The following is a 21,568-nucleotide window of genomic DNA, read 5'->3' on the forward strand; positions in this document are numbered from 1 at the left end:
CATGATGGTGCGCCATGCGCCCCGATGCCGAGACCTCTTGCCTGCAACCTGCCGACCGTCCCAGCGTCCGCACGGTCGGCTGGTCGGGCCTCGTCGCGCTCGCGGCGATGGCTGCCGCCCACCTGCTCGGTGCGGGGGTCGTGGACCCGTTCGTCGACCCCGTGAGCTTCTACGCGTTCGTCCCCGGGGGAGGCGAGGCCATCCTGCTCGGCGGGACGATCCTGGCGGTGATGGGGGTCGTGCTGGTCGCCCGGGCCTATCGAGCGGGTCTGGTGACGGGTGCCGCGCCGGCAGTGGCGATGGCGACGTTCGCCGTCGCGATGGTGCTGGTGGGCGTCTTCCCCACGGACCCGCCCGGCGTGCCGACGACGGCCTCCGCCGTCGTGCACCGGGTCAGCGCCGCCGCGGCGTTCGTGGTGCTCCCGCTGGTCGGGCACTGCGTGGTCCGGCGGACGCACCCGTCGCGTTCCTCGGCGCCCCGCAGGTTGCAGCGGGCGACGATCGGTCTGGGCATCGTGGTTCTCGCGTTCCTCGCCGTGCATCTTCCCCTGGCGGCCGTCGGCTCGGGCATCGCGGCCTTCGGCTTCCTCGAGAGAGTCGGCTTCGTGCTCATGATCGGCTACCTGTTCCTGCTCGCGGACACGATCGATCGCGAGGCGGCACCCCGGCCGGCGGTCCGGGACGAGCCGCTGCCCGCGGTGCCGCCCGTCAGCGGGTCGCGATCCGTAGACCTTGCGGTGTGACACCGAAACCGCGGTCCAGCAACGCAGCGGCCACCGGTCCGCGGTCCCGGGCGGCGGCCAGGGCCGGTGTCCCGTCGACGCGCTGGACCAGCACCCGGCCGAGGCGTCCGTCACGTGCCGCGTCGGCGAGCACGGTCGCCGCCGCGTCGAGGTCGGCCGCGTCGTCGGTGAAGGAGAGCAGGCTGCGGCCACCACGCTCGACGTAGAGGGTCAGTGACCCGGACGTCAGCACGACGACGGCTCCCGCCTTGCGGCCGGGACGGTGCCCCGCGCCGTCCGTCGGGTCGTGCGGCGGTCGGGGCCAGCCCAACGCCGCCCCGTAGGGGTTGGCGGGGTCCGTGGCGGCGAGCAGCACCGACCGGCGAGCTGCGTCCGGGTCGGAGCGCAGGCGGTCGCGTTCCGCCGCGTCGGCACGCAGCTGGTCGACGGCGCCGGGCAGGGCGAACTGTGACCCTCCGAGCCGCTCGACGAAGTAGCCACGGCGCACGGCTCCGCGGTCCTCCAGCCCGGACAGCACCCGGTAGACGTCTCGGAAGCGGCTGGTGGCCCCCTCGGACGGCGCCGTCGCGCGGGTGAGCACGCCGTGCCGGTCCAGGAGCACCTGGGTCAGGGCATGGGTGCGCAGCGTCGGGTCGGTCTCGGGCACCGGCAGCGCGGACCAGCGCCCTCCGCCGCCGCGCGGAGCCGCCGCGCGGGCGACGGCGAAGCGCGAGCGGCGGACCGGGCGGGGACGGGCCGCAGCCCGTGGCGCGCGGTGCACCCCGCCGCCCGCCCCGAGCCTCTCGCGGAGCACCGCGAGCCCGTCGTTCGTCACGTGACCGGCCCAGACCAGGTCCCACAGGACCTCGAGGGTGTCCTGGGCGCTGGCGTCGGCCAGCTCGGCCAGGCGGGGGAGGAAGTGCCCGCCCGTGCCGGTGAGCAGGTCGAGGACGACGCGGTGCAGGGCCGAGTCGAGCGGACCGTCCGGCTCGAGCTCCGACGGCGTGGCGAGGGTGAGCGGCGCGTCGTCGCTCAGGTGCAGGCTCATCAGGCCGTCGCCGCCGCCGCTGCCGGTGAGCGGCCCGTGCCCTGCCCACAGCACCTCGCCCGTGGTGGTCAGTGCGTCGAGCATCGACGGGTCGTAGTCCGCCACCCGGGCGGGGAGCACGAGTGTCTCCAGGGCCGAGGCGGGGACCGCCGCCCCGGCGAGCTGCTCGACCGCCCGCAGCAGACCGTCGGTACCGCGCAGCGCCGTGGAGGCGACGTTCTGCCACCGGGGCAGGAAGACCCCGAGCGCCTCGGGCTCGACCGGCTCCACCTCGGCGCGCAGCGCGGCCAGCGAACGACGGCGCAGCGACCGCAGCACCCGGGGGTCGCACAGGTCGTCCCCGGTGCCACCCAGCACCTCGGGGCGCAGCGCCCCGCGGACCAGCAGCCCGTCGGTCTCCAGCCGTGCGGCCACCGTGGCGACCACCGCGACCCCGAGCCCGAACCGGTGGGCCACGTCCGCCGTCGTGAACGGGCCGTGCGTCCGGGCGTGCCGCCGCACGAGGTCGCCCAGCGGGTCGGGCACCGGTGTCGTGTGGGCCTCGGCGAGCCCGGTCGGCAGGGCGACGCCGAGTGCGTCACGCAACCGCGCGGCGTCGTCGACGACGGCCCACTGCTCGACCCCCGCGATGCGCACGGCGATCACCCGGCGGGCCCGCGCCAGGTCGTCGAGCCAGCCGTCGACGTCGTCGCGCACGTCGGACCGGGTGCGCTCGCGCAGCGCCGCGACGGGGTGCGGGCCGGTGCGCCGCAGCACGTCCCACAGCCCTTCGGCGTCCTTGGCCTGCCGCTCCGGCACGAGGGACTGCAGCTCGCCCTCGGTGCGTTCGACGGCGTCGGGGTCGAGCAGGTCGGCCAGGTCGGTGGCGCCCTGCTCGCCGAGCAGCTCGGCCAGCAGCGCGGGGTCCAGCGAGAGCGCTGCGGCACGTCGTTCCGCCAGGGGGGCGTCGCCGTCGTACAGGAACTGCGCGGTGTAGCCGAACAGCAGCGACCGGGCGAAGGGTGACGGTTCGGAGGTCGTCACCTCGACCAGCCGCACGCGCCCGGTGGCGAGGTCGGCCATGAGGGTGCGCAGGGCGGCCACGTCGAAGTCGTCCTGGAGGCACTCGCGGGCCGCCTCGAGCATGATCGGGAACTCGGGGTGCGCCGAGGCCACCTGCAACAGCTGGGCGGCTCGTTGGCGCTGCTGCCACAGCGGCGACCGGCGGTCCGGTCGACGGCGGGGGAGCAGCAGGGCGCGCGCGGCCGCCTCGCGGAACCGCGCGGAGAACAGCACCGACGAGCCCAGCTCGGCGCGGACGGCGTCGGCGACGTCGTCCGGCTCCAGCAGGAGGTCCTCGGTGGTGAGCGCCGGTGCCTGGTGGCCGGGGGACTCGATGTCCCAGGGCGAGTCCCCGGGAAGCCGCAGCACGATCCCGTCGTCGCCCGGCATGGCGGCCACGTCGGCGCCGAGGCGCTCGCGCAGCCGCGCGGCCACGACGAGGGCCCACGGGGTGTGCACCCGGGCGCCGAGCGGCGAGTGGACCACGACCCGCCAGTCCCCGAGCTCGTCGCGGAACGTCTCGACGACGACGGTGCGGTCGTCCGGCAGCCGGCCGGTGGCGGTGCGCTGCTCGGTCAGGTACTCGGCGAGGTTGTCGGCGGCCCAGGCGTCCAGCCCGGCGGCGCGCAGGTGGGCGCGGCCGGGCTGCGGGCCCTCGACGAGCGCGTCGTCGGCCTCGCGGACGAAGGCGCCCACGGCGAACCCGAGCGGGACCGGCCGGCCGGGGGCGTCGCCCTTCCAGAAGGGCAGCCTGCCGGGCAGGCCCGGGGCGGGGGTGACCACGACGCGGTCGGGGGTGATGTCCTCGATACGCCAGGTCGACGAGCCGAGCGTGAACGTGTCGCCGACCCGCGACTCGTAGACCATCTCCTCGTCCAGCTCGCCGACCCGCTTGCCGCCGCGTCCGCCGTCGTCCCCGGCGAGGAAGACCCCGTAGAGGCCGCGGTCGGGGATGGTCCCGCCGCTGGTGACGGCGAGCCGCTGGGCGCCGGGCCTGGCGGAGAGCCGCCCGGTGGCGCGGTCCCAGACGATCCGTGCGCGCAGCTCGCCGAAGTCCTCGCTCGGGTACCGTCCGGCGAGCATGTCGAGGACGGCGTGCCAGGTGGCGTCCCCGAGCCCGGCGTAGGGCGCCGAGCGACGGACGAGGGCCAGCAGGTCGTCGCTGTGCCACTCGTCCATCGCGAGCGTGGCGACCACCTGCTGCGCCAGGACGTCCAGGGGGTTCGACACCACGTGGAGCGGCTCGATCTCGCCGCTGCGCATGCGCTGGGTGACCACGGTCGCCGGGACGAGCTCCCCGCGGAAGGTGGGCAGCACCACGCCGTGGGAGACCGCGCCCACCTGGTGCCCGGCCCGGCCGATACGTTGCAGACCGCTGGCCACCGACGGCGGGGAGCCGACCTGGACCGCCAGGTCGATCGCGCCCATGTCGATGCCGAGCTCGAGCGACGACGTCGCGACGACGGCGGGCAGCCGGCCCGCCTTCAGCTCCGACTCGGTCCGGGTGCGCTCGGCCCGGCTCATGGACCCGTGGTGGGAGCGAGCCAGGACGGGAGCGTCCTCGGGCGGGGCGGCCGCCGTGCCGGACTGCCCGGGTGCCTGCGCGGCCTGGGCGGCACCCGGGTCGGCGACGGCGAGGCCCTGGCGTTCGGCCCAGGTCTCGTTGATCCGCGCGGTCAGGCGCTCCGCCCCGCGCCGGGAGTTGGTGAACACGAGGGTCGAACGGTGCGCGGCGATCAGGTCGACGACCCGGTCGGTGACGTGCGGCCAGACCGACGCCTGCCGCTGCGGTGCGGCCGCCGGGCCGGACAGGTCGGGCTCCTCGTCGCGGCCCAGGTCCGTCAGGTCGGGGACGGGGACGGCGACCTGCAGGTCCCAGCGCTTGTCGGCCGGTGGTTGCACCACCGCGACCTCGCGCCCACCCTCGGCCGGCGGGCGGCTGCCCGCGAGGAAGGCGGCGACCTCGTCGACCGGGCGGACGGTGGCCGAGAGCCCGACGCGCTGCGCGGGCTTCTCGAGCAGGGCGTCGAGCCGTTCCAGCGTGACGGCGAGGTGCGCGCCACGCTTGGTCCCCGCCACGGCGTGGATCTCGTCGACGATCACCGTCTCGACCCCGGCCAGTCCGGACCGGGCGGCCGAGGTCAGGACCAGGAACAGCGACTCCGGAGTGGTGATCAGCACGTCCGGCGGCCGGGTCGCGAACGCCCTGCGCTCGGAGGCAGGCGTGTCGCCCGTCCGCATGCCGACGCGCAGCTCGTGGGCGGTGGCGCCGTCCCGCGCGGCGGTCTGCCGGATGCCGGCCAGCGGGGTGCGCAGGTTGCGCTGCACGTCTGCGGCGAGGGCCTTGAGGGGCGAGACGTACAGCACCCGGCAGCGTCGGGCCGGGTCCCGCGGCGGCGGGGCGGAGGTGAGCCGGTCGATCGCCCAGAGGAACGCGGCGAGCGTCTTGCCGGAGCCGGTCGGTGCGACCACGAGAGCGTGCCGGTCGGCCCCGATCGCCGCCCACGCGCCGGACTGCGCCGCGGTGGGCCGCTCGAACGCGTCGGTGAACCACGCCCGGGTGGCGGGCGTGAACGCGGCGAGCGGGTCGTCCGGGGTCGGGGCCACCGCCCCATCCTGCACCGGGGCACCGACAGGCGCCTGCCGCCGTCGGGCCGGGTCGTGGCACCCTGGGAGAGTGCGCTACTCGGACTTCACCCAGCTCGTCGACGAGGTCTTCGGTCGCGCCCTCGGCCGGACCCTGGTGAGCGAGCAGGTCCTGCCCCGGCTCGGGGGCCGCACCCCGGCCGAGGCGCTCGACGCCGGTGCGGAGCCGCGCGACGTGTGGCACGCGCTGTGCGACGCGCTCGACGTGCCGGAGGGTCGCCGCTGGGGCACCGACCGGAACCGGCAGGCACCACCGCCGCGTTGATCGCGGCCGACCCGCTCCGACACGCCGTCGGTGGTCGACCACTCGAACAGATGTTCGGCTAGAGTGTGACCACAGCAGGACTCTCGCGGCCGTCGTCCACAGGGCGACAGGGTGCCGCGGGGCGTTGTCGGTGGCGCCGGGTACGGTCGTCGACAACATGAGCAGCAAGCCGAAGGCGCGCGGCCGCGCCCAGAACACGAAGGTGACGAACATGCCAGCACCGGAAGACCGTGACAAGGCCCTCGAAGCCGCGCTCGCCCAGATCGACCGCAACTTCGGCAAGGGTTCCGTCATGCGGCTCGGTCAGGAGGGGCGCGCCCCGGTGGACATCATCCCCACCGGGTCCATCGCGCTCGACGTCGCGCTCGGGATCGGCGGGCTGCCGCGCGGCCGCGTGGTCGAGGTTTACGGCCCCGAGTCCTCCGGCAAGACGACCATCGCGCTGCACGCGGTGGCGAACGCCCAGAAGAACGGCGGCATCGCGGCGTTCATCGACGCCGAGCACGCCCTGGACCCGGACTACGCCAAGAAGCTCGGTGTCGACACCGACGCTCTCCTCGTCTCCCAGCCGGACACCGGCGAGCAGGCGCTGGAGATCACCGACATGCTGATCCGTTCCGGTGCGATCGACATCATCGTCATCGACTCCGTCGCGGCCCTGGTGCCCAAGGCCGAGATCGAGGGCGAGATGGGTGACAGCCACGTGGGCCTGCAGGCACGGCTCATGTCGCAGGCGCTGCGCAAGATCGCCGGCGCGCTGAGCCAGTCGGGCACCACCGCGATCTTCATCAACCAGCTCCGCGAGAAGATCGGTGTGTTCTTCGGCTCCCCGGAGACGACCACCGGTGGCAAGGCGTTGAAGTTCTACGCCTCGGTGCGGATGGACATCCGCCGGATCGAGACCCTCAAGGAGGGGACCGACGCGGTCGGCAACCGCACGCGGGTCAAGGTCGTCAAGAACAAGATGGCGCCGCCGTTCAAGCAGGCCGAGTTCGACATCCTGTACGGCGTCGGGATCTCCCGCGAGGGTGGTCTGATCGACATGGGCGTCGAGCACGGGTTCGTGCGCAAGTCCGGGTCGTGGTTCACCTACGACGGTGACCAGCTCGGCCAGGGCAAGGAGAACGCCCGGTCGTTCCTGCGGGACAACCCCGACCTCGCCGACGAGCTGGAGAAGAAGATCAAGGAGAAGCTCGGCGTCGGAGCCAAGGTCGACGTACCGGCGGAGAGCGACGACGCCGTGCCGGCGCCGGGCGGCCCGTCCTCGGCGGTCGCGGCAGCCTCCGCGGACGAGGGCAAGGTCTCGGCCAAGGCGAAGGCGACCGCTCGGTCCACGGCTGCCAAGACCAAGAAGGCGCCGTTCTGACGGGCGCCCGCTGATGACAGCAGGACGGGGCGGTCGCGGCGAGGGGAAGCGCCGCGGCCGCCCGAGCGTGGGCGAACGCCTCGAGGCCGGGGAGATCGGCACCGAGGAGGCGGTCGAGCTCGCCCGCGAGACGGTGCTGCGCACCTTGACGGCAGCTCCCAAGAGCCGCGCAGAGCTGGCCCGCTCCCTCGCACGCAAGGGGTATCCGGAGCATGTCGTCACCCCGGTGCTCGACCGGTTCGAGGAGGTCCGGCTCGTCGACGACGCCGAGTACGCGGACATGATCGTGCGGACCCGGCACACCGAGCGCGGCCAGGCCCGCCGGGCGATCTCGGCTGAGCTCTACCGGCGGGGGATCGACGCGGACACGGCAGCCGAGGCGCTCGAGCAGATCGACGGCGACGACGAGCGCGAGGCAGCTGCCGAGCTGGCCCGCAAGCACGTCGCGCGCACGCGCGGCCTCGACCGGGACAAGCGGGTCCGGCGGGCCGTCGGAGCGTTGAGTCGCAAGGGACACAGCCCGTCGGTGGCGTTCGCTGCCGTCAAGGATGCGCTCGCCGCCGAGGGGGAGGGCTCCGACGGCGAGGACGACCACCTCGACCTCGACGACTGAGGATCAGAGCGACGACAGCGGAGGGGCCCGGGTGATCCGTCACCCGGGCCCCTCCGCAGTGCTGTCCGTCGAGCGAGGTCAGGGCGCGGAGGCGCTCTGGTCGCGACCGATGTTGTGGGGAACCGCCACCACGGCGTTCGGGTCCAGCTTGTCGGCCCGCTGTCCACGTTCCGCCAGCCGGCGGTCGACGATGATAGCCACCCGCGTCAGCGTGAAGTTGACGATGAGGTAGATGGAGAGCACCACCACGAACAGCGGGAACCGGTACTGGTCACCGAAGAACGAGTAGTTGAGCTGCATCATGCGCAGCAGCTCCTGATACCCCACGATGAAACCTAGGGACGTGTCCTTGAGGAGCACGACGAACTGGCTGATCAGGCTCGGGAGCATCAGTCGCAGCACCTGCGGGAGCTGCACGATCCGCAGCGTCTGCCAGCGGGTCAGCCCGACGGCGGTCCCGGCCTCGACCTGCCCCTTCGGCAGTGCGGCCAGGCCTGCTCGGATGATCTCCGCCACGATCGCCGCGTTGTACAGCACCAGACCGAAGATGACCGCTTCGAAGGCCGTCAGGCCCAGTGCGAGCTGCCCGAAGAACATCATCAACAGCACCGGCAGGCCCCGGAGGAGCTCGATGACGGCGGTCGCCAGTCCACTGACCAGCCGCAGCCGACTGGTGCGCAGCACCGCCAGGATGATCGCGAGGGCGAAGGCCAACGGTGCAGCGGTCGCCGCAGCCCGGAGGGTGGCGCCGAGCCCGACGACGAGGAGGGAACGCCAGACGTCAGCCGCGGACTGGCCCTTGGGCGGGTCGCTGAAGACCTCCCAGCGCGAGTCGAAGAGGCCGCGGTCGACCATGCCCTTGAACACCCAGGCGAGCACGGCAAGGAGCAGGATCGCCACTCCGATGGATGCGATCCTTTCGATGCGTCGGGTCCTGGGGCCGGGGGCGTCGTAGAGGACGGAGCCGCTCATCGGCTGAACACCACCTTTCGCTCGATGTACCCCGCGAGCGTGCCGGCGGGGATGGTGATGAGCAGGTAGAAGAACGCGACACCGAGAAGCATCCAGAGCACGTCGGCGGGGTAGTCGCGTGCCAGGCCACGCCCGGTGGCGGTGAGCTCCACGACGGCGAACCCGGCGGCGACCGACGTGTTCTTGGTCAGGGCGATGAGGACGTTGATCAGCGGTGGCACGACGGTCCGCAGCGCCTGGGGGAGCACCACGAGGGACAACGTCTGGGTGCTGCCGAGGCCGATCGCACGGGCCGCTTCGGCCTGCCCGACGCTCACGCTGTTGATGCCGGACCGTACCGCCTCGCAGACGAAGGCCGACGTGTAGACGGTCAGCGCGATGATCGCGGGCACCCGGCCCAGCGGGAGGATGTAGCCCATCGAGGGGAGGATGAAGACGAAGAAGATGAAGACGAGCGTCAGCGGGGTGTTGCGGCCGATCTCGACGATCGTCGCCCCGACGATCCGCAACGACTTCAGCGGTGAGACGCGGAACGTCGCGAGGATCGTCCCGAACACGAGGGACAGCACTCCCGAGACGACGGCCAGGAAGAGCGTCGTCGTGAAGCCGTCCCAAAATCTCGGCAGTGCTTCGATCACCGAGTCCATGGAGAGTTCCTGCACTTCCTGTGACGGGTGCGGGGAGGGACGGCAGTCCCTCCCCGCACCACGAGGGGACGACGCGCTAGTGGGCGCGTCACCGATCTGTCAACGGTCGAGCGCTCAGTAGCGGTCGACGGTCGGCGGCTCGGGGGTGTCGAGGACCTCTCCGGCGGTCGACTCCCACGCGGCGGCCCAGCGGCCGTCCTCGTAGGCGGCCTCGAGAGTGTCGTTGATGAAGGTGCGGAAGTCGTCGTCGCCCTTGGCCAGACCGATGCCGTACGGCTCCTCGGTGAACAGGTCGCCCACGATCTGGAAGTCGTCCGGGCTCTCGGCGACGTACCCGGCCAGGATGACGTTGTCGGTGGTCACCGCGTCGACCTGCCCGTTGCGCAGCGGGTCGAGGCAGTCGGTGTAGGCGCCGAACGTCACCAGCTCGGCGTCGGGGTAGTTCTGCTCGATGTTGCCGGCCGGCGTCGATCCGTCCACCGAGCAGACCGTCTTGCCGGCCAGGTCGTCCGGGCCGCTGATCTCGGTCTCGTCGGTGCGCACCAGCAGCGACTGCCCGGCCTCGTAGTACGGCCCGGCGAAGTCGATGACCTCCTTGCGCTCATCGTTGATCGTGTAGGTCGCGACGACGATGTCGACCTGGCCCTCCTGGATGAAGGGCTCACGGTTGGCCGAGACGGTCTCGACCCAGTTGATGTCGTCCTCGGCGATCCCGAGCTCGGCGGCGACCAGCTTGCCGATCTCCACGTCGAACCCGACCGGGGTCCCGTCGGGGCCGACCAGGCCGAACAGCGGCTGGTCGAACTTGGTGCCGATGGTGATCGAGCCGGCGTCGGCGAGCTCGGCCATGGTCGAGCCCTCGGGGAAGTCCGCGGCCTCGACGTCGGCCGGCTCTGTGGTCGTCTCGCCGTCGTCGCCGCAGGCGGACAGGGTCAGGGCGGCCACGGCGGCGAGAGCCACCAGCCCGGTGGAACGTCTACGCATGATTTCTCCTTCGTCGGGGCGTCCGGCTCGTGACCGGCGCACAGGGGTTACCGGTGGGTCAGTGGGTGAGGATCTTGGACAGGAAGTCCTGGGCCCGCTCGCTCTCGGGGTCGGTGAAGAACTTCTCGGGCTCGGCCTCCTCGACGATCTGCCCGGCGTCCATGAACACGACGCGGTGCGCTGCCTTGCGCGCGAAGCCCATCTCGTGGGTGACGACCACCATCGTCATGCCCTCGCTGGCGAGCTGGACCATGACGTCGAGGACCTCGTTGATCATCTCCGGGTCCAGCGCCGAGGTCGGCTCGTCGAAGAGCATGACCTTGGGCCGCATGGCCAGCGCGCGGGCGATCGCCACGCGCTGCTGCTGCCCGCCCGAGAGCTGGGCGGGCATCTTGCGGGCCTGGTTGGCCACGCCCACGCGCTCCAGCAGGGTCATCGCCTCCTCCTTGGCCGCCGCCGTCTTGGTGCCGCGCACCTTGACCGGGCCGAGGGTGACGTTCTCGAGCACGGTCTTGTGCGCGAAGAGGTTGAAGGACTGGAAGACCATGCCGACGTCGGCACGGAGCTGGGCCAGGCCCTTGCCCTCCTCGGGCAGCCGCTGCCCGTCGATGAGGATCTCGCCGTCGTCGATGGTCTCCAGCCGGTTGATCGCGCGGCAGAGCGTCGACTTGCCGGATCCCGACGGGCCGATGACGACGAGCACCTCGCCGCGGCGCACGGTCAGGTCGATGTCCTGCAGGACGTGCAGCTCGCCGAAGTGCTTGTTGACGCCCTTGAGCTCGACGAGCGGGTCTCCCAGGGAGCCTGCTGCTGCCGTCGATCCGCTGTGTTCCATTCCTTGAACCTAACCAGTCGTTGTTACACGGGCCAGCACCTTGCGCCCCAGGTCGGCAACGAATCGGTAACGACCCTTCCGTACCTGTCCCGGAGGTGGCGACGCTGCGTTCCGGGCCCCGGGGCTCGGGTCGTACCCTAGAGGGCGATGTCCACCACCATGCCTACCCCGAGCGCCACCGACTCGCCCGACCGTGCCGGGACCGATGCGCGCACCTACGTCGTGCGCACCCTCGGCTGCCAGATGAACGTGCACGACTCCGAGCACATGGCCGGGATGCTCGAGCAGGCCGGCTACAGCCGTGCCAGCGCCTCCGACGACGCCGCGAGCAACGCCGACGTCGTCGTCATCAACACGTGCGCGGTGCGCGAGAACGCCGCCACGCGGCTGTACGGCAACCTCGGTCAGCTCGCGAGCCTCAAGGCGCAGCGGCCGGGCATGCAGATCGCCGTCGGCGGCTGCCTGGCCCAGAAGGACCGGGGCGAGATCGTGGCGAAGGCGCCCTGGGTGGACGTCGTCTTCGGGACGCACAACCTTGACGCCCTGCCCGTCCTGCTGGAGCGCGCCCGGCACAACGAGGCCGCCCAGGTGGAGATCGCGGAGTCGCTGCAGGTCTTCCCCTCCACGCTGCCCACCCGGCGCGAGTCGGTCTACGCCGGTTGGGTCTCCATCTCGGTCGGCTGCAACAACACGTGCACCTTCTGCATCGTGCCGCACCTGCGCGGCAAGGAGCGCGACCGCCGGCCCGGCGAGATCCTCGCCGAGGTCCAGGCGCTCGTCGACGCCGGCGCGGTCGAGGTGACGCTGCTCGGCCAGAACGTCAACAGCTACGGCGTGGAGTTCGGCGACCGCGGTGCGTTCGCCAAGCTGCTGCGCGCCTGCGGGCAGATCGACGGGCTCGAGCGGGTCCGCTTCACCTCCCCGCACCCGGCTGCGTTCACCGACGACGTGATCGCTGCGATGGCCGAGACCGGCAACGTCATGCCGCAGCTGCACATGCCGCTGCAGTCCGGGTCGGACCGCGTGCTGCGCGCCATGCGCCGCAGCTACCGGTCCAGCAAGTTCCTCGGGATCCTGGAGCGGGTGCGTGCCGTGATGCCCGACGCCGCGATCACGACGGACATCATCGTCGGCTTCCCCGGCGAGACCGAGGACGACTTCGCCGAGACGCTGCGTGTCGTGGAGGCCTCGCGCTTCAGCTCGGCCTTCATGTTCCAGTACTCGCCGCGGCCCGGCACCCCGGCCGCCACGATGGACGGCCAGCTCCCCAAGGAAGTCGTCCAGGAGCGGTTCGAGCGGCTCCTCGCCCTGCAGGAGCGCATCAGCTCCGAGGAGTCCGCCGCCCAGGTCGGCCGCACGCTCGAGGTGCTCGTCGCCGAGGGCTCCGGCAAGAAGGACGGCGCGACGCACCGCCTCAGCGGGCGTGCCCGGGACAACCGCCTGGTGCACCTCGCGCTGCCGTCCGGTGTGCTGGCCGACGGCGGCACTCTGCCCGACCAGCCTGTCGGTCTCGACGACCCGCGGCTGGCCGAGGCCGCGGACCTCGACCCGCGGCTGCCCCGCCCCGGCGACATGGTCACCGTGGAGGTCACGCGCTCGGCGCCGCACCACCTCATCGCGGACTCGGCCGTCGACGGTGGCACCTACGCCGTCCGCCGCACCCGCTCGGGCGACGCCTGGGTGCAGCGGGAGAGGACCCGGCTCGGAGGTGGGGACGACCAGTACGGCCACGGCGCGCCCGCACCCGACGGTCCCGTCGTCCTCGGCATGCCGCGCGTCGGCACACCGGGGTAGGGCGCACCGGGTCAGGGCACGTCAGGAGGCGGGGTCGCTGAGCGGGCCCACGCTCGCGAAGAACTGCGACGCCGTGACCAGCCCGCACGAGACCGTCTCCGCGAGCTGCACGTCGGTGGCCCCGTGCTCCAGGTCGACCGACACCTCCGTGTACAGCGCGAGGCCGCTGCCCTCCGGACGGGTGTAGACCTTGGGCCAGATCCGCTCGCGGTTCCAGTCGTTGCAGGCCTGCAGGACAGCGGCTCGCGCGGTGTCCGGCACGGTGCCGGCCCAGCGCCCGCGCACCTGGAGGATCTCGGAGTCGTCGCCGAGCAGCAGGAACCAGAACCGGTTGCCGTCCCACGTGCCGGTGATGTCGCCGTCGTCGTCGGTACGGAACCGGTACCCGCGGCGTGCCAGGTCGTTGCCGACCCTCGCCAGCGTCACCGGCGTGGGGACCTCGGCGCGGATGCCAGGCTGCCCGGCGCGACCCCGGCGGCGGGCGACCTGCAGCACCGCGGCGGTGGCGCGCCGCAGCGGGCCGCTCACGGCGCGCTCCGCAGCGGGTCGGCGAAGACCTCGTCGAGATGCTCGAAGAACATGGCTGCCGTGGACAGCCCGCACTGCAGGTGCTGCCCGAGCTGGTCGTCGTTCGCCCCGTGCTCGACGCTGACGGTCACCTCCGCGCACACGACGACGGCGCCGTCGTCGCGCACGCGGGCGTAGGTCTTGGGCCAGATCCGCTCGGCGTTCCACTCGTTGCACACGTCGAGGACCTCCCCGAGCCGCTCGATGGTCGCCTCACGGTGCCACTGCCCGCGGACCTGGAGCACCTCGCCGTCCGGCCCGAGCGGGAGGAAATGGAACAGCCGGCCGTGCCACAACCCGCCGAGGTCGCCGTCCGTGTCGACGAAGTACGTGAACCCGGACCGGTCGAGCCAGGCGCTGATCCGTTCGCGGGACACCGGGGCGGGCAGCGCGCCGACGGCGTCTCCGACAGGTCCGGCCAGCAGGACGTTCTGGACGTCGGTGCGCAGCCGGTCCGGTTCGCCGCCGTCGGGAGCGGAGGACGTGGTCGACCTGGCGGCCCGACGTGATCCGAAGAACCTCACAGCACCCACGCTACACGCCCGGGTACCGTGGGGCGGTGTCCGTCCGAGCAGTGGTCCTGCCCGCCACCGTCCTGCTCGTGCCCGGAGCCGGGGGGACCGGGTCGGGGCTACCCTCGGTGCGATCGGCGGTGCTGGCTCAGCTCGGCCGGTGCACCGCGGCCGACGGGAGGCCGCCCGTCCGCTGGGGTGTGCTCGGCCCCTCCCCACGGACTCGCACCGGCCGCCGTCGCCCCTCCCTGGCGGCCGCCGGTATCGCCGACCGGTGGCTCCCGCTGCTGCGCGACGGGTGGGACCCGACCGCTGGTCCCGCAGAGCACACAGAGCCTGGCGGGGTGGCGACGTCGGTGGCCCAGCTGATGCTGGCCGAGGCCGTCGGCCCGGGGGCCGCGCGGGAGGCCGTCGTCGTCGAGCTGGCAGCCACCGTCGACGAGGCGGCCCGGCGGGCCGCGGCGGACGTCCTGGCGTCCTGCGACGCCGTCGTCGTGGCAGGCGGGGACCCCCTCGACGCGCAGGCCGGTCCGACACGCTGCGCGCCCGGCGTCGAGCAGATGCTGGCTGTGCTCGCCGAGCGGTCGGGGTGGGTGGCCACGACGCGATCGGTCGAGACGGCCGGTCCGCACCTGCCCGTCCGGTACGACGTCGTCACGTGGGGAGCCCCGGCACCGGGCCCGCGGACCGGTCGGTCCCCCGCTCAGAACGCGGTGTCCGCGAACCAGCCGACACCCGTCAGCAGCAGCCAGAAGCGGACCGTGCGCCCCACGAGGACCGTCGGCACGTAGATCGCCATCGGCACCCGCAGGGAGCCGGCCACGACCGCGATGATCATCAGCGGCGGGAAGCCGACGCAGGCCGAGGCGAGGAGGACGGCGGTCGTCAGGACCGGGCGTCCGGCGATGCGGGCGTGCCACCGCTCGTACATCAGCCGCCACCGCTCCTGGGAGAGCTTGCGCTGCAGACGACGCGACTGCATCGACCGTGCCGCCAGGAGGTACCAGGCGACCTTCGCCACCGTCTGGCCGACGCCCGCCGCGAGGGCCAGGCCAGCCAGCACGGCCGGGGAGCCTGCGGCGTCGCTGGCAGCGGCCACCCCGCCCAGGTACACCTCGACGCTGACCACCGGCACGAGCCCGGACAGCAGGCTCACGGCGAAGGTGGTCAGGAGCAGCACGCGCGGAGCCTATCCCGGCGCCGACCCGGACGGCACCGCGTCACGGGACGTGCTGAGCCGACTAGCGTGGTGCCCGTGATCGTCGCCGTCGTAGGACCCACCGCCACGGGCAAGTCTGACCTCGCCCTCGACCTCGCGGAGGCGCTGAGCGGGGCCGCTGCCGCGGAGATCGTCAACGCCGACGCCTTCCAGCTCTACCGCGGCATGGACATCGGGACCGCCAAGGTGCCGCCCGCCGAGCGGCGGGGCATCGTGCACCACCAGCTCGACGTCCTCGACCCGCAGCAGGACGCCTCGGTGGCGCGGTACCAGACCGAGGCCCGCGCCGACCTCGACGCCGCCGCCGAGCGCGGTGCGCGCGCCGTCGTCGTCGGCGGGTCCGGGCTGTACCTCCGGGCGCTGCTCGACCACCTCGACTTCCCCGGGACGGATCCCGCTGTCCGGGCGGCGTTGGAGGAGCGGGCCGAACGGGAGGGGCGGCGCACGCTGCACGCCGAGCTCGAGCGACTCGACCCGGCCGCGGCGGCGTCGATCGGCCCGTCGAACACCCGACGCATCGTGCGGGCGCTGGAGGTCATCGAGCTCACCGGCCTGCCGTACACCGCGAACCTGCCGCGCCAGGAGTACGTGCGTCCCACGGTCCAGATCGGGCTCGACTGCGACCGGGCGACGCTGGACGCCCGGGTCGAGAGCCGCGTCGAGCGGATGTGGGACGCCGGGCTGGTCGAGGAGGTCCGCGGGCTCGCGGCCCCCGCCCAGGGAGGCTCGGGAGCTGGGCTCGGCGTCACGGCGGCCCGCGCGGTCGGGTACGCCGAGGTGCTGCGCTGGTTCGCCGGCGAGACCACCGAGGCCGAGGCCCGGACCGCCGTCGTCGCCAACACACGACGGCTCGCTCGCAAGCAGATGGGCTGGTTCGGTCGCGACCCGCGCGTGCGCTGGCTCGACGCGGGGTCTGGGCACCTGCTCGACGAGGCGCTCGCCGTCGTGCGAGCGGCCGACGCCGGCACCCTGGCGGCGCCGGGCAGCGAGCCGGTACGCCGTAGTCTGGGCTCATGACCTTGCGATTCACCAAGGGCCACGGCACCCACAACGACTTCGTCCTGGTCGCCGACACCCGCGGAGACCTGGACCTGACACCGGCGCGGGTGCGGCACCTCGCCGACCGCCGCGGGGGGATCGGCGGGGACGGGGTCATCCGCCTGGCCCCGACGGCGGCTGTGGCCCGCGCCGGAGAGGCGGCGGCCGACGCCGTGCTCGCCGACGAGCCGGGTGCGATCTGGTTCATGGACTACCGCAACTCCGACGGCACGGTCGCCGAGATGTGCGGCAACGGGGTGCGCGTCTTCGCCGCGTTCGCCGAGAGCCTCGGCCTCGTCGACCTGGACGGGGGCGACGAGCTGGCCCTCGGCACGCGCGGCGGGGTCAAGCGGGTGCGCAAGGAGCCGAACGGCTGGTACGCCGTCGACATGGGGCCCTGGTCCTACCCCGGCGGTCAGGACGCCGTCGCGGCAGGGGCCGACGCGGCGGTCATGGTGGCGGGCTGGGACGCCCCTCGTCCCGCGCTCAGCGTCGACCTCGGCAACCCCCACACCGTCGTCGCGCTGTCGCGGTCGGCCGAGCTCGACGCGCTCGACCTGACCCGCGAGCCCGCCGTCGACCCGCCCCCGCCGCACGGCACGAACGTGGAGCTGGTGGTGCCGCTCGGCGAGGAGCCGGCACCCGACGGCGGCGTCGTCGGCCGGGTGCGCATGCGCGTGCACGAGCGGGGTGTGGGGGAGACGCAGTCCTGCGGGACGGGTGCGTGCGCTGCGGCGCTCGCCGTCCGGGCGTGGGCCTCTGCCGGCGCCGACCCCGATCAGGTGCCCACCACCTGGTTCGTCGAGGTGCCGGGGGGCGAGGTCCGGGTGCGGCTCCTCGACGGCGGTCACGTCGAGCTCGCCGGCCCGGCCGAGCTCGTCTTCAGCGGTGAGGTCGAGCTGCCGCAGTGAGGTGTGCCGAGCGCCTCGGCGCCCGGTTCAGCGTGTCGTGTGCAGGATCCGGAAGCCCTTCGACGACGTCGTCCGCTCGGTGGGCAGGGCGAGCTCCGTCTCGATCCAGCGGGCCAGCGAGTCCGAGCCGAGATTCTTGCTCACCACCATCCAGGCCCCGCCCGGCGCACCGCCGGGGAGTAGCCGAGGCAACCACCGGCGCAGCATCTCGTGCAGCACCTGCTTGCCGACCCGGATCGGCGGGTTCGACCACAGCGCGGCGAAGGTGACGTCGTCGGGCACCTCGTCGGGGGTGACCGCCCGCACCCGGTCCGCGACGCCGAGCCGGTCCGCGTTGCGGCGGGCCAGGTCGAGGGCCCGGCGGTTGACGTCGACCGCCCAGACTGACGCGTCCGGGTTGCGCAGCGCCATCGTCAGGGCGATCGGACCCCACCCGCACCCGAGGTCCAGCAGGTCGCCGGCAGGCGGCGCGGGCACCTCGTCCAGCAGGACCCTGGTGCCCTTGTCGAGCCCTCCGGGGGAGAAGACCCCGGAGGCGACCTCCAGCTCGACCGCCGTCCCCGCGAGGTGGACGCTGAGCGTCCGCCGCTCGGCGTCGGAGGCAGGTTCGGCCGTGAAGTAGTGGTCGCTCACCCCGGCATCGTAGTGCCGTGCCGATATTCGCTTCGGCCGGGACGAATCCGCATGGGATCCTTGTTGTGCGGACGTACCCCACCGAGAGGACCACCTTGACCCACATCCCGACCGATCCTGAGAACACCCCCGCCGTCACCGAACCCAGCGAGGCGCGTGACGCGCAGTCGATCGCGAACGACGTCGTCGCGCGGGTGCTGGCGCGGGCCGGGACCGCTCGGGCGGAGGGCACGACGGTCCACACCGCGCACGACGGCGAGCAGCTCGACCTCGCCGAGCGCGCAGCCCTGCGCCGGGTCGCCGGGCTCTCGACGGAGCTCGACGACGTCACCGAGGTGGAGTACCGGCAGCTCCGGCTGGAGAAGGTGGTCCTGGTCGGGCTGTTCCCCGGCGGCGAGGCCGCCGCGCGCGAGGCCGACGTCTCCCTGCGTGAGCTCGCCGCGCTGGCCGAGACCGCCGGCTCCCAGGTGCTGGACGGCCTGCTGCAGAAGCGTCAGAAGCCGGACCCCGGCACCTTCCTGGGTTCAGGAAAGGCCGCCGAGCTCGCCGGGATCGTCGCCGCCACCGGCGCCGACACCGTCGTGGTCGACACCGAGCTCGCCCCGTCCCAGCGGCGCGCGCTGGAGGACATCGTCAAGGTCAAGGTGGTCGACCGCACCGCCCTGATCCTCGACATCTTCGCCCAGCACGCCAAGTCCCGGGAGGGCAAGGCCCAGGTCGAGCTCGCGCAGCTGGAGTACCTGCTGCCGCGGCTGCGCGGCTGGGGTGAGTCGATGTCCCGGCAGGCCGGTGGTCAGGTCGGCGGTGCGGGTGCCGGGATGGGCTCGCGCGGACCTGGTGAGACCAAGATCGAGCTGGACCGCCGCCGGATCCGCAACCGCATGGCCAAGCTGCGTCGCGAGATCGCCGCCATGGCGCCGGCGCGTGAGACCAAGCGGCACGACCGCAAGCGGCACGACATCCCCAACGTCGCGATCGCGGGATACACGAACGCCGGCAAGTCGTCCCTGCTGAACGCTCTGACCGACGCGGGCGTCCTGGTGGAGAACGCGCTGTTCGCCACCCTGGACCCGACGGTCCGTCGCTCGAGGACGGAGGACGGGCGCGTCTTCACCTATGCCGACACCGTGGGCTTCGTCCGTCACCTGCCGCACCAGCTCGTCGAGGCCTTCCGGTCGACGCTCGAGGAGGTCGGGGACGCCGCGCTGCTGCTGCACGTGGTCGACGCGTCGCACCCCGACCCGGAGGGCCAGATCGACGCCGTCCGGGAGGTCCTGGCCGAGATCCCCGGCATGGACGACGTGACCGAGGTCGTCGTGCTGAACAAGGCGGACGTCGCCGACCCCACCGTCGTGGGCCGTGTCCAGCGGCGCGAGCGGCGCACGGTCGTGGTCTCCGCCCACTCCGGCGAGGGCATCGCCGAGCTGCGGGCGCTCATCGCGGACGAGCTGCCCCGACCGGCCGTCGAGATCGACCTGGTCGTCCCGTACAGCCGCGGCGACCTGGTCCACCGGGTCCACGAGAACGGTGAGATCTCCGGCGAGGAGCACCTCGCCGAGGGCACGCGGTTGCAGGGACGCGTCGACGCGGCGCTCGCCGCGGAGCTCGAGAGCGTCGCGGTCTGAGTCCTGTGGACGGCCCGGCACGTGCGTGCCGGGCCCGTAGGATCGTCCGGTGAACTCGTCCGCGGCGTCCGCCGAGCCCCCCGACAGCCTGCCCGAGGTCACCGAGCTGCTCGACCGCGCCGTGGCCGCCCTCGGGGGCACGCGGCGTGAGGGGCAGGACCGGATGGCGCAGGCGGTCACGGAGGCCGTCGAGTCCGGGCGGCACCTGCTGGTCCAGGCAGGCACGGGCACCGGCAAGTCCCTGGGCTACCTGGTGCCCGCGGTGCGGCACGCGGTCGCCTCGAGGCAGCGGGTGGTCGTCTCCACGGCGACGCTCGCCCTGCAGCGCCAGGTCATCACCCGCGACCTGCCCCTGGTGGCCGACGCCGTCGCGCCCCTCCTGCCGAGACCCCCCCGCGTCGCGCTGCTCAAGGGGTGGCACAACTACCTGTGCCGCCACAAGGTCACCGGCGGCTACCCGGTCGACGGCGCGACGTTGTTCGACCTCCCCGCGGACCCTGGCCCCGGTGAGGGTGCGGCGGCCGAGCAGCACCCCGCCGCCGGCGGGTCCGACGACGGTTCGCGCCTCGCGGACCACGTCCGGCGGCTGCACGCCTGGGCCCAGGAGACCGACACCGGGGACCGTGACGACCTGGTGCCCGGTGTCCCCGACCGGGCCTGGCGCCAGGTGTCGGTGACGTCGCTGGAGTGCCTGGGCCAACGGTGCCCGCTCATCGACGAGTGCTTCGGTGAGCAGGCACGAAACACGGCTCGCGAGGCGGACGTCGTCGTGACGAACCACGCGATGCTGGGCATCGCGGCGTCCGGCAACTCCAACGTCCTCCCGGAGCACGACGTGCTGGTGGTCGACGAGGCGCACGAGCTCGTCGACCGCATCACGGCCGCGGCGACGGTCGACCTGTCCGGCAGCAGCGTGGAGCACGCCGCCCGGCTGGTGCGCCGGCACGGTGGCACCCTGACGGACGACCTGGACGCCGCGGCGCAGTCGCTCGCCGGCCTGCTGGCACAGGTTCCGGCTGAGCGCTTCCCGCAGGGACTGCCGCCGGACCTGCGGTCGGCCGTCGAGGCGGTCCGTGACGCCGCCAGGTCGTTGCTCAGCGACCTGAAGCCGGACAAGGGGGCCGAGCAGGACGCCGGGCTGAAGATGGCGCAGTCGGCGATGCAGCAGCTCTTCGAGGTCGCCGAGCGGATGGCGGCCCCGGACACGAGCGACGACGTGCTGTGGTGCTCGCGCCCCCCGGCCGACGCGCCGTGGGGTGACGGCGTCGGGCGTCTGCACGCGGCACCGCTCGCCGTCGCCGGACTGATCAGCACCCAGCTGCTGGGTGAGCGCAGCGGGGTGCTCACGTCGGCGACGCTGGCGCTCGGGGGCACCTTCGACCCGGTGGCGAGATCGTTGGGGCTCGCCGCCTCGACGGGCGACGACGACGCGGCGTGGCGAGGCCTGGACGTCGGCAGCCCGTTCGACTACCGCAAGCAGGGCATCTGCTACGTCGCGAAGCACCTTCCCGCGCCGGGCCGGGAGCCGACGACGGCCGCGCAGCTCGACGAGATCGCGGGACTCGTCGAGGCGGCGGGCGGGCGCACCCTCGGGCTGTTCTCGTCACGGCGGGCGGCGACGGCGGCCGCCGAGGCGATGCGTGACCGGCTGGACGTCCCGGTGCTCTGCCAGGGCGACGACCAGCTCCCGACCCTCGTGAAGCAGTTCGCCGAGGACCCGGAGACCTGCTTGTTCGGCACCCTGTCGCTGTGGCAGGGCGTGGACGTCCCGGGGGACGCCTGCCGCCTGGTCATCATCGACAGGGTGCCGTTCCCGCGCCCTGACGACCCGGTCAGGTCGGCGCGGGCGCGTGCGGTCGAGGAGGCAGGGGGCAACGGCTTCATGCAGGTCGCGGCGTCCCACGCGGCACTGCTCCTCGCCCAGGGCGCGGGCCGGCTGATCCGGTCGGCGCAGGACCGAGGAGTCGTCGCGGTGCTCGATCCCCGCCTGGTCACGGCCCGGTACGGCTCGTTCCTCACGCGGTCGATGCCCGACTTCTGGCGGACCACCGACGGCGACCTGGCTCGGTCGGCGTTGCGTCGTCTGGCGGAGACTCCTCCCTCTGGCGCTCGGTGAGCGCGCGCCCTAGC

The 21,568-nt window shown here is 73.2% G+C and carries 19 protein-coding genes; 10 read left to right on the forward strand and 9 right to left on the reverse strand.

The window, feature by feature from the left end; all coding sequences use genetic code 11:
• Positions 1-14: 14 nt before the first annotated feature.
• Positions 15-743, forward strand: coding sequence for a DUF998 domain-containing protein (locus HDG69_RS07240; RefSeq protein ID WP_171782998.1), 729 nt, complete (start codon positions 15-17; stop codon positions 741-743).
• On the opposite strand, the gene HDG69_RS07245 is transcribed toward HDG69_RS07240, so the two are convergent.
• Positions 709-5,418 (reverse strand): ATP-dependent helicase, encoded by a 4,710-nt coding sequence (locus HDG69_RS07245; RefSeq protein WP_171782999.1) that lies wholly within the window; start codon positions 5,416-5,418, stop codon positions 709-711. The two genes, HDG69_RS07240 and HDG69_RS07245, sit on opposite strands and share 35 nt — an antisense overlap.
• Before the next feature lie 70 nt (positions 5,419-5,488).
• Between HDG69_RS07245 and HDG69_RS07250 the strand changes: the two genes are divergently transcribed.
• The 3 genes from HDG69_RS07250 to HDG69_RS07260 all read left to right on the forward strand — a co-directional run bounded on the left by HDG69_RS07250 (position 5,489) and on the right by HDG69_RS07260 (position 7,701).
• Entirely contained in the window at positions 5,489-5,722 is a 234-nt protein-coding gene (locus tag HDG69_RS07250; RefSeq protein WP_171783000.1) for a DUF3046 domain-containing protein, read from the forward strand.
• A gap of 211 nt (positions 5,723-5,933) precedes the next feature.
• Positions 5,934-7,088 (forward strand): recombinase RecA, encoded by a 1,155-nt coding sequence (gene recA / locus HDG69_RS07255; RefSeq protein WP_171783234.1) that lies wholly within the window; start codon positions 5,934-5,936, stop codon positions 7,086-7,088.
• 13 nt (positions 7,089-7,101) lie between these two features.
• Positions 7,102-7,701, forward strand: a complete 600-nt coding sequence (locus tag HDG69_RS07260) for a regulatory protein RecX (RefSeq protein ID WP_171783001.1) — start codon at positions 7,102-7,104, stop codon at positions 7,699-7,701.
• A 78-nt stretch (positions 7,702-7,779) separates the two neighbouring features.
• On the opposite strand, the gene HDG69_RS07265 is transcribed toward HDG69_RS07260, so the two are convergent.
• The 4 genes from HDG69_RS07265 to HDG69_RS07280 form a co-directional block, all read right to left on the reverse strand.
• On the reverse strand, positions 7,780-8,673 hold the full coding sequence (locus tag HDG69_RS07265) for an amino acid ABC transporter permease (protein WP_171783002.1): 894 nt from the start codon (positions 8,671-8,673) through the stop codon (positions 7,780-7,782).
• Complete coding sequence (locus HDG69_RS07270; protein WP_171783003.1) at positions 8,670-9,320, reverse strand: amino acid ABC transporter permease; 651 nt, start codon at positions 9,318-9,320, stop codon at positions 8,670-8,672. Before HDG69_RS07270 ends, HDG69_RS07265 begins: the two co-directional genes overlap by 4 nt.
• A gap of 114 nt (positions 9,321-9,434) precedes the next feature.
• Positions 9,435-10,304: a glutamate ABC transporter substrate-binding protein gene (locus HDG69_RS07275; protein WP_171783004.1), complete on the reverse strand. Its 870-nt coding sequence runs from the start codon at positions 10,302-10,304 to the stop codon at positions 9,435-9,437.
• A gap of 58 nt (positions 10,305-10,362) precedes the next feature.
• On the reverse strand, positions 10,363-11,139 hold the full coding sequence (locus tag HDG69_RS07280) for an amino acid ABC transporter ATP-binding protein (protein ID WP_171783005.1): 777 nt from the start codon (positions 11,137-11,139) through the stop codon (positions 10,363-10,365).
• A 147-nt stretch (positions 11,140-11,286) separates the two neighbouring features.
• Between HDG69_RS07280 and miaB the strand changes: the two genes are divergently transcribed.
• A complete protein-coding gene (gene miaB / locus HDG69_RS07285) occupies positions 11,287-12,933 on the forward strand; it encodes a tRNA (N6-isopentenyl adenosine(37)-C2)-methylthiotransferase MiaB (protein WP_171783006.1) in 1,647 nt (548 codons plus the stop codon).
• 21 nt (positions 12,934-12,954) lie between these two features.
• Here miaB and HDG69_RS07290 read toward each other — a convergent pair whose 3' ends face one another.
• Entirely contained in the window at positions 12,955-13,461 is a 507-nt protein-coding gene (locus HDG69_RS07290; protein WP_343036303.1) for a type III secretion system chaperone family protein, read from the reverse strand.
• Entirely contained in the window at positions 13,458-14,024 is a 567-nt protein-coding gene (locus HDG69_RS07295) for a YbjN domain-containing protein (protein ID WP_343036304.1), read from the reverse strand. The genes HDG69_RS07290 and HDG69_RS07295 overlap by 4 nt, the downstream gene beginning before the upstream one ends.
• Before the next feature lie 35 nt (positions 14,025-14,059).
• Here HDG69_RS07295 and HDG69_RS07300 point away from each other — a divergent pair, with 35 nt between their 5' ends.
• Complete coding sequence (locus HDG69_RS07300; RefSeq protein WP_171783008.1) at positions 14,060-14,803, forward strand: hypothetical protein; 744 nt, start codon at positions 14,060-14,062, stop codon at positions 14,801-14,803.
• Here HDG69_RS07300 and HDG69_RS07305 read toward each other — a convergent pair.
• Positions 14,716-15,192, reverse strand: coding sequence for a hypothetical protein (locus HDG69_RS07305; protein ID WP_171783009.1), 477 nt, complete (start codon positions 15,190-15,192; stop codon positions 14,716-14,718). The genes HDG69_RS07300 and HDG69_RS07305 overlap by 88 nt on opposite strands.
• A 66-nt stretch (positions 15,193-15,258) precedes the next feature.
• Here HDG69_RS07305 and miaA point away from each other — a divergent pair, with 66 nt between their 5' ends.
• Both miaA and dapF read left to right on the forward strand, forming a co-directional pair.
• The gene (gene miaA, locus HDG69_RS07310) at positions 15,259-16,248 is read left to right on the forward strand and encodes a tRNA (adenosine(37)-N6)-dimethylallyltransferase MiaA (RefSeq protein ID WP_171783010.1); all 990 of its coding nucleotides are present in this window, start codon (positions 15,259-15,261) and stop codon (positions 16,246-16,248) included.
• Positions 16,245-17,180 (forward strand): diaminopimelate epimerase, encoded by a 936-nt coding sequence (gene dapF, locus HDG69_RS07315; RefSeq protein ID WP_171783011.1) that lies wholly within the window; start codon positions 16,245-16,247, stop codon positions 17,178-17,180. Before miaA ends, dapF begins: the two co-directional genes overlap by 4 nt.
• A 27-nt stretch (positions 17,181-17,207) precedes the next feature.
• Here the strand turns inward: dapF and HDG69_RS07320 are convergent, their stop codons facing one another.
• A complete protein-coding gene (locus tag HDG69_RS07320) occupies positions 17,208-17,813 on the reverse strand; it encodes a methyltransferase (protein WP_171783012.1) in 606 nt (201 codons plus the stop codon).
• A 95-nt stretch (positions 17,814-17,908) separates the two neighbouring features.
• On the opposite strand from HDG69_RS07320, the gene hflX reads away from it, so the two are divergent.
• The gene (hflX, locus tag HDG69_RS07325; RefSeq protein WP_171783013.1) at positions 17,909-19,438 is read left to right on the forward strand and encodes a GTPase HflX; all 1,530 of its coding nucleotides are present in this window, start codon (positions 17,909-17,911) and stop codon (positions 19,436-19,438) included.
• Positions 19,439-19,487: 49 nt separating this feature from the next.
• Positions 19,488-21,554 carry a helicase C-terminal domain-containing protein gene (locus HDG69_RS07330; protein WP_171783014.1) on the forward strand — a complete coding sequence of 689 codons (2,067 nt, stop codon included), beginning with the start codon at positions 19,488-19,490 and terminating at the stop codon, positions 21,552-21,554.
• Positions 21,555-21,568 lie beyond the last annotated feature (14 nt).

The organism is Isoptericola halotolerans, assembly GCF_013149785.1.
Lineage (GTDB): Bacteria > Actinomycetota > Actinomycetes > Actinomycetales > Cellulomonadaceae > Isoptericola > Isoptericola halotolerans.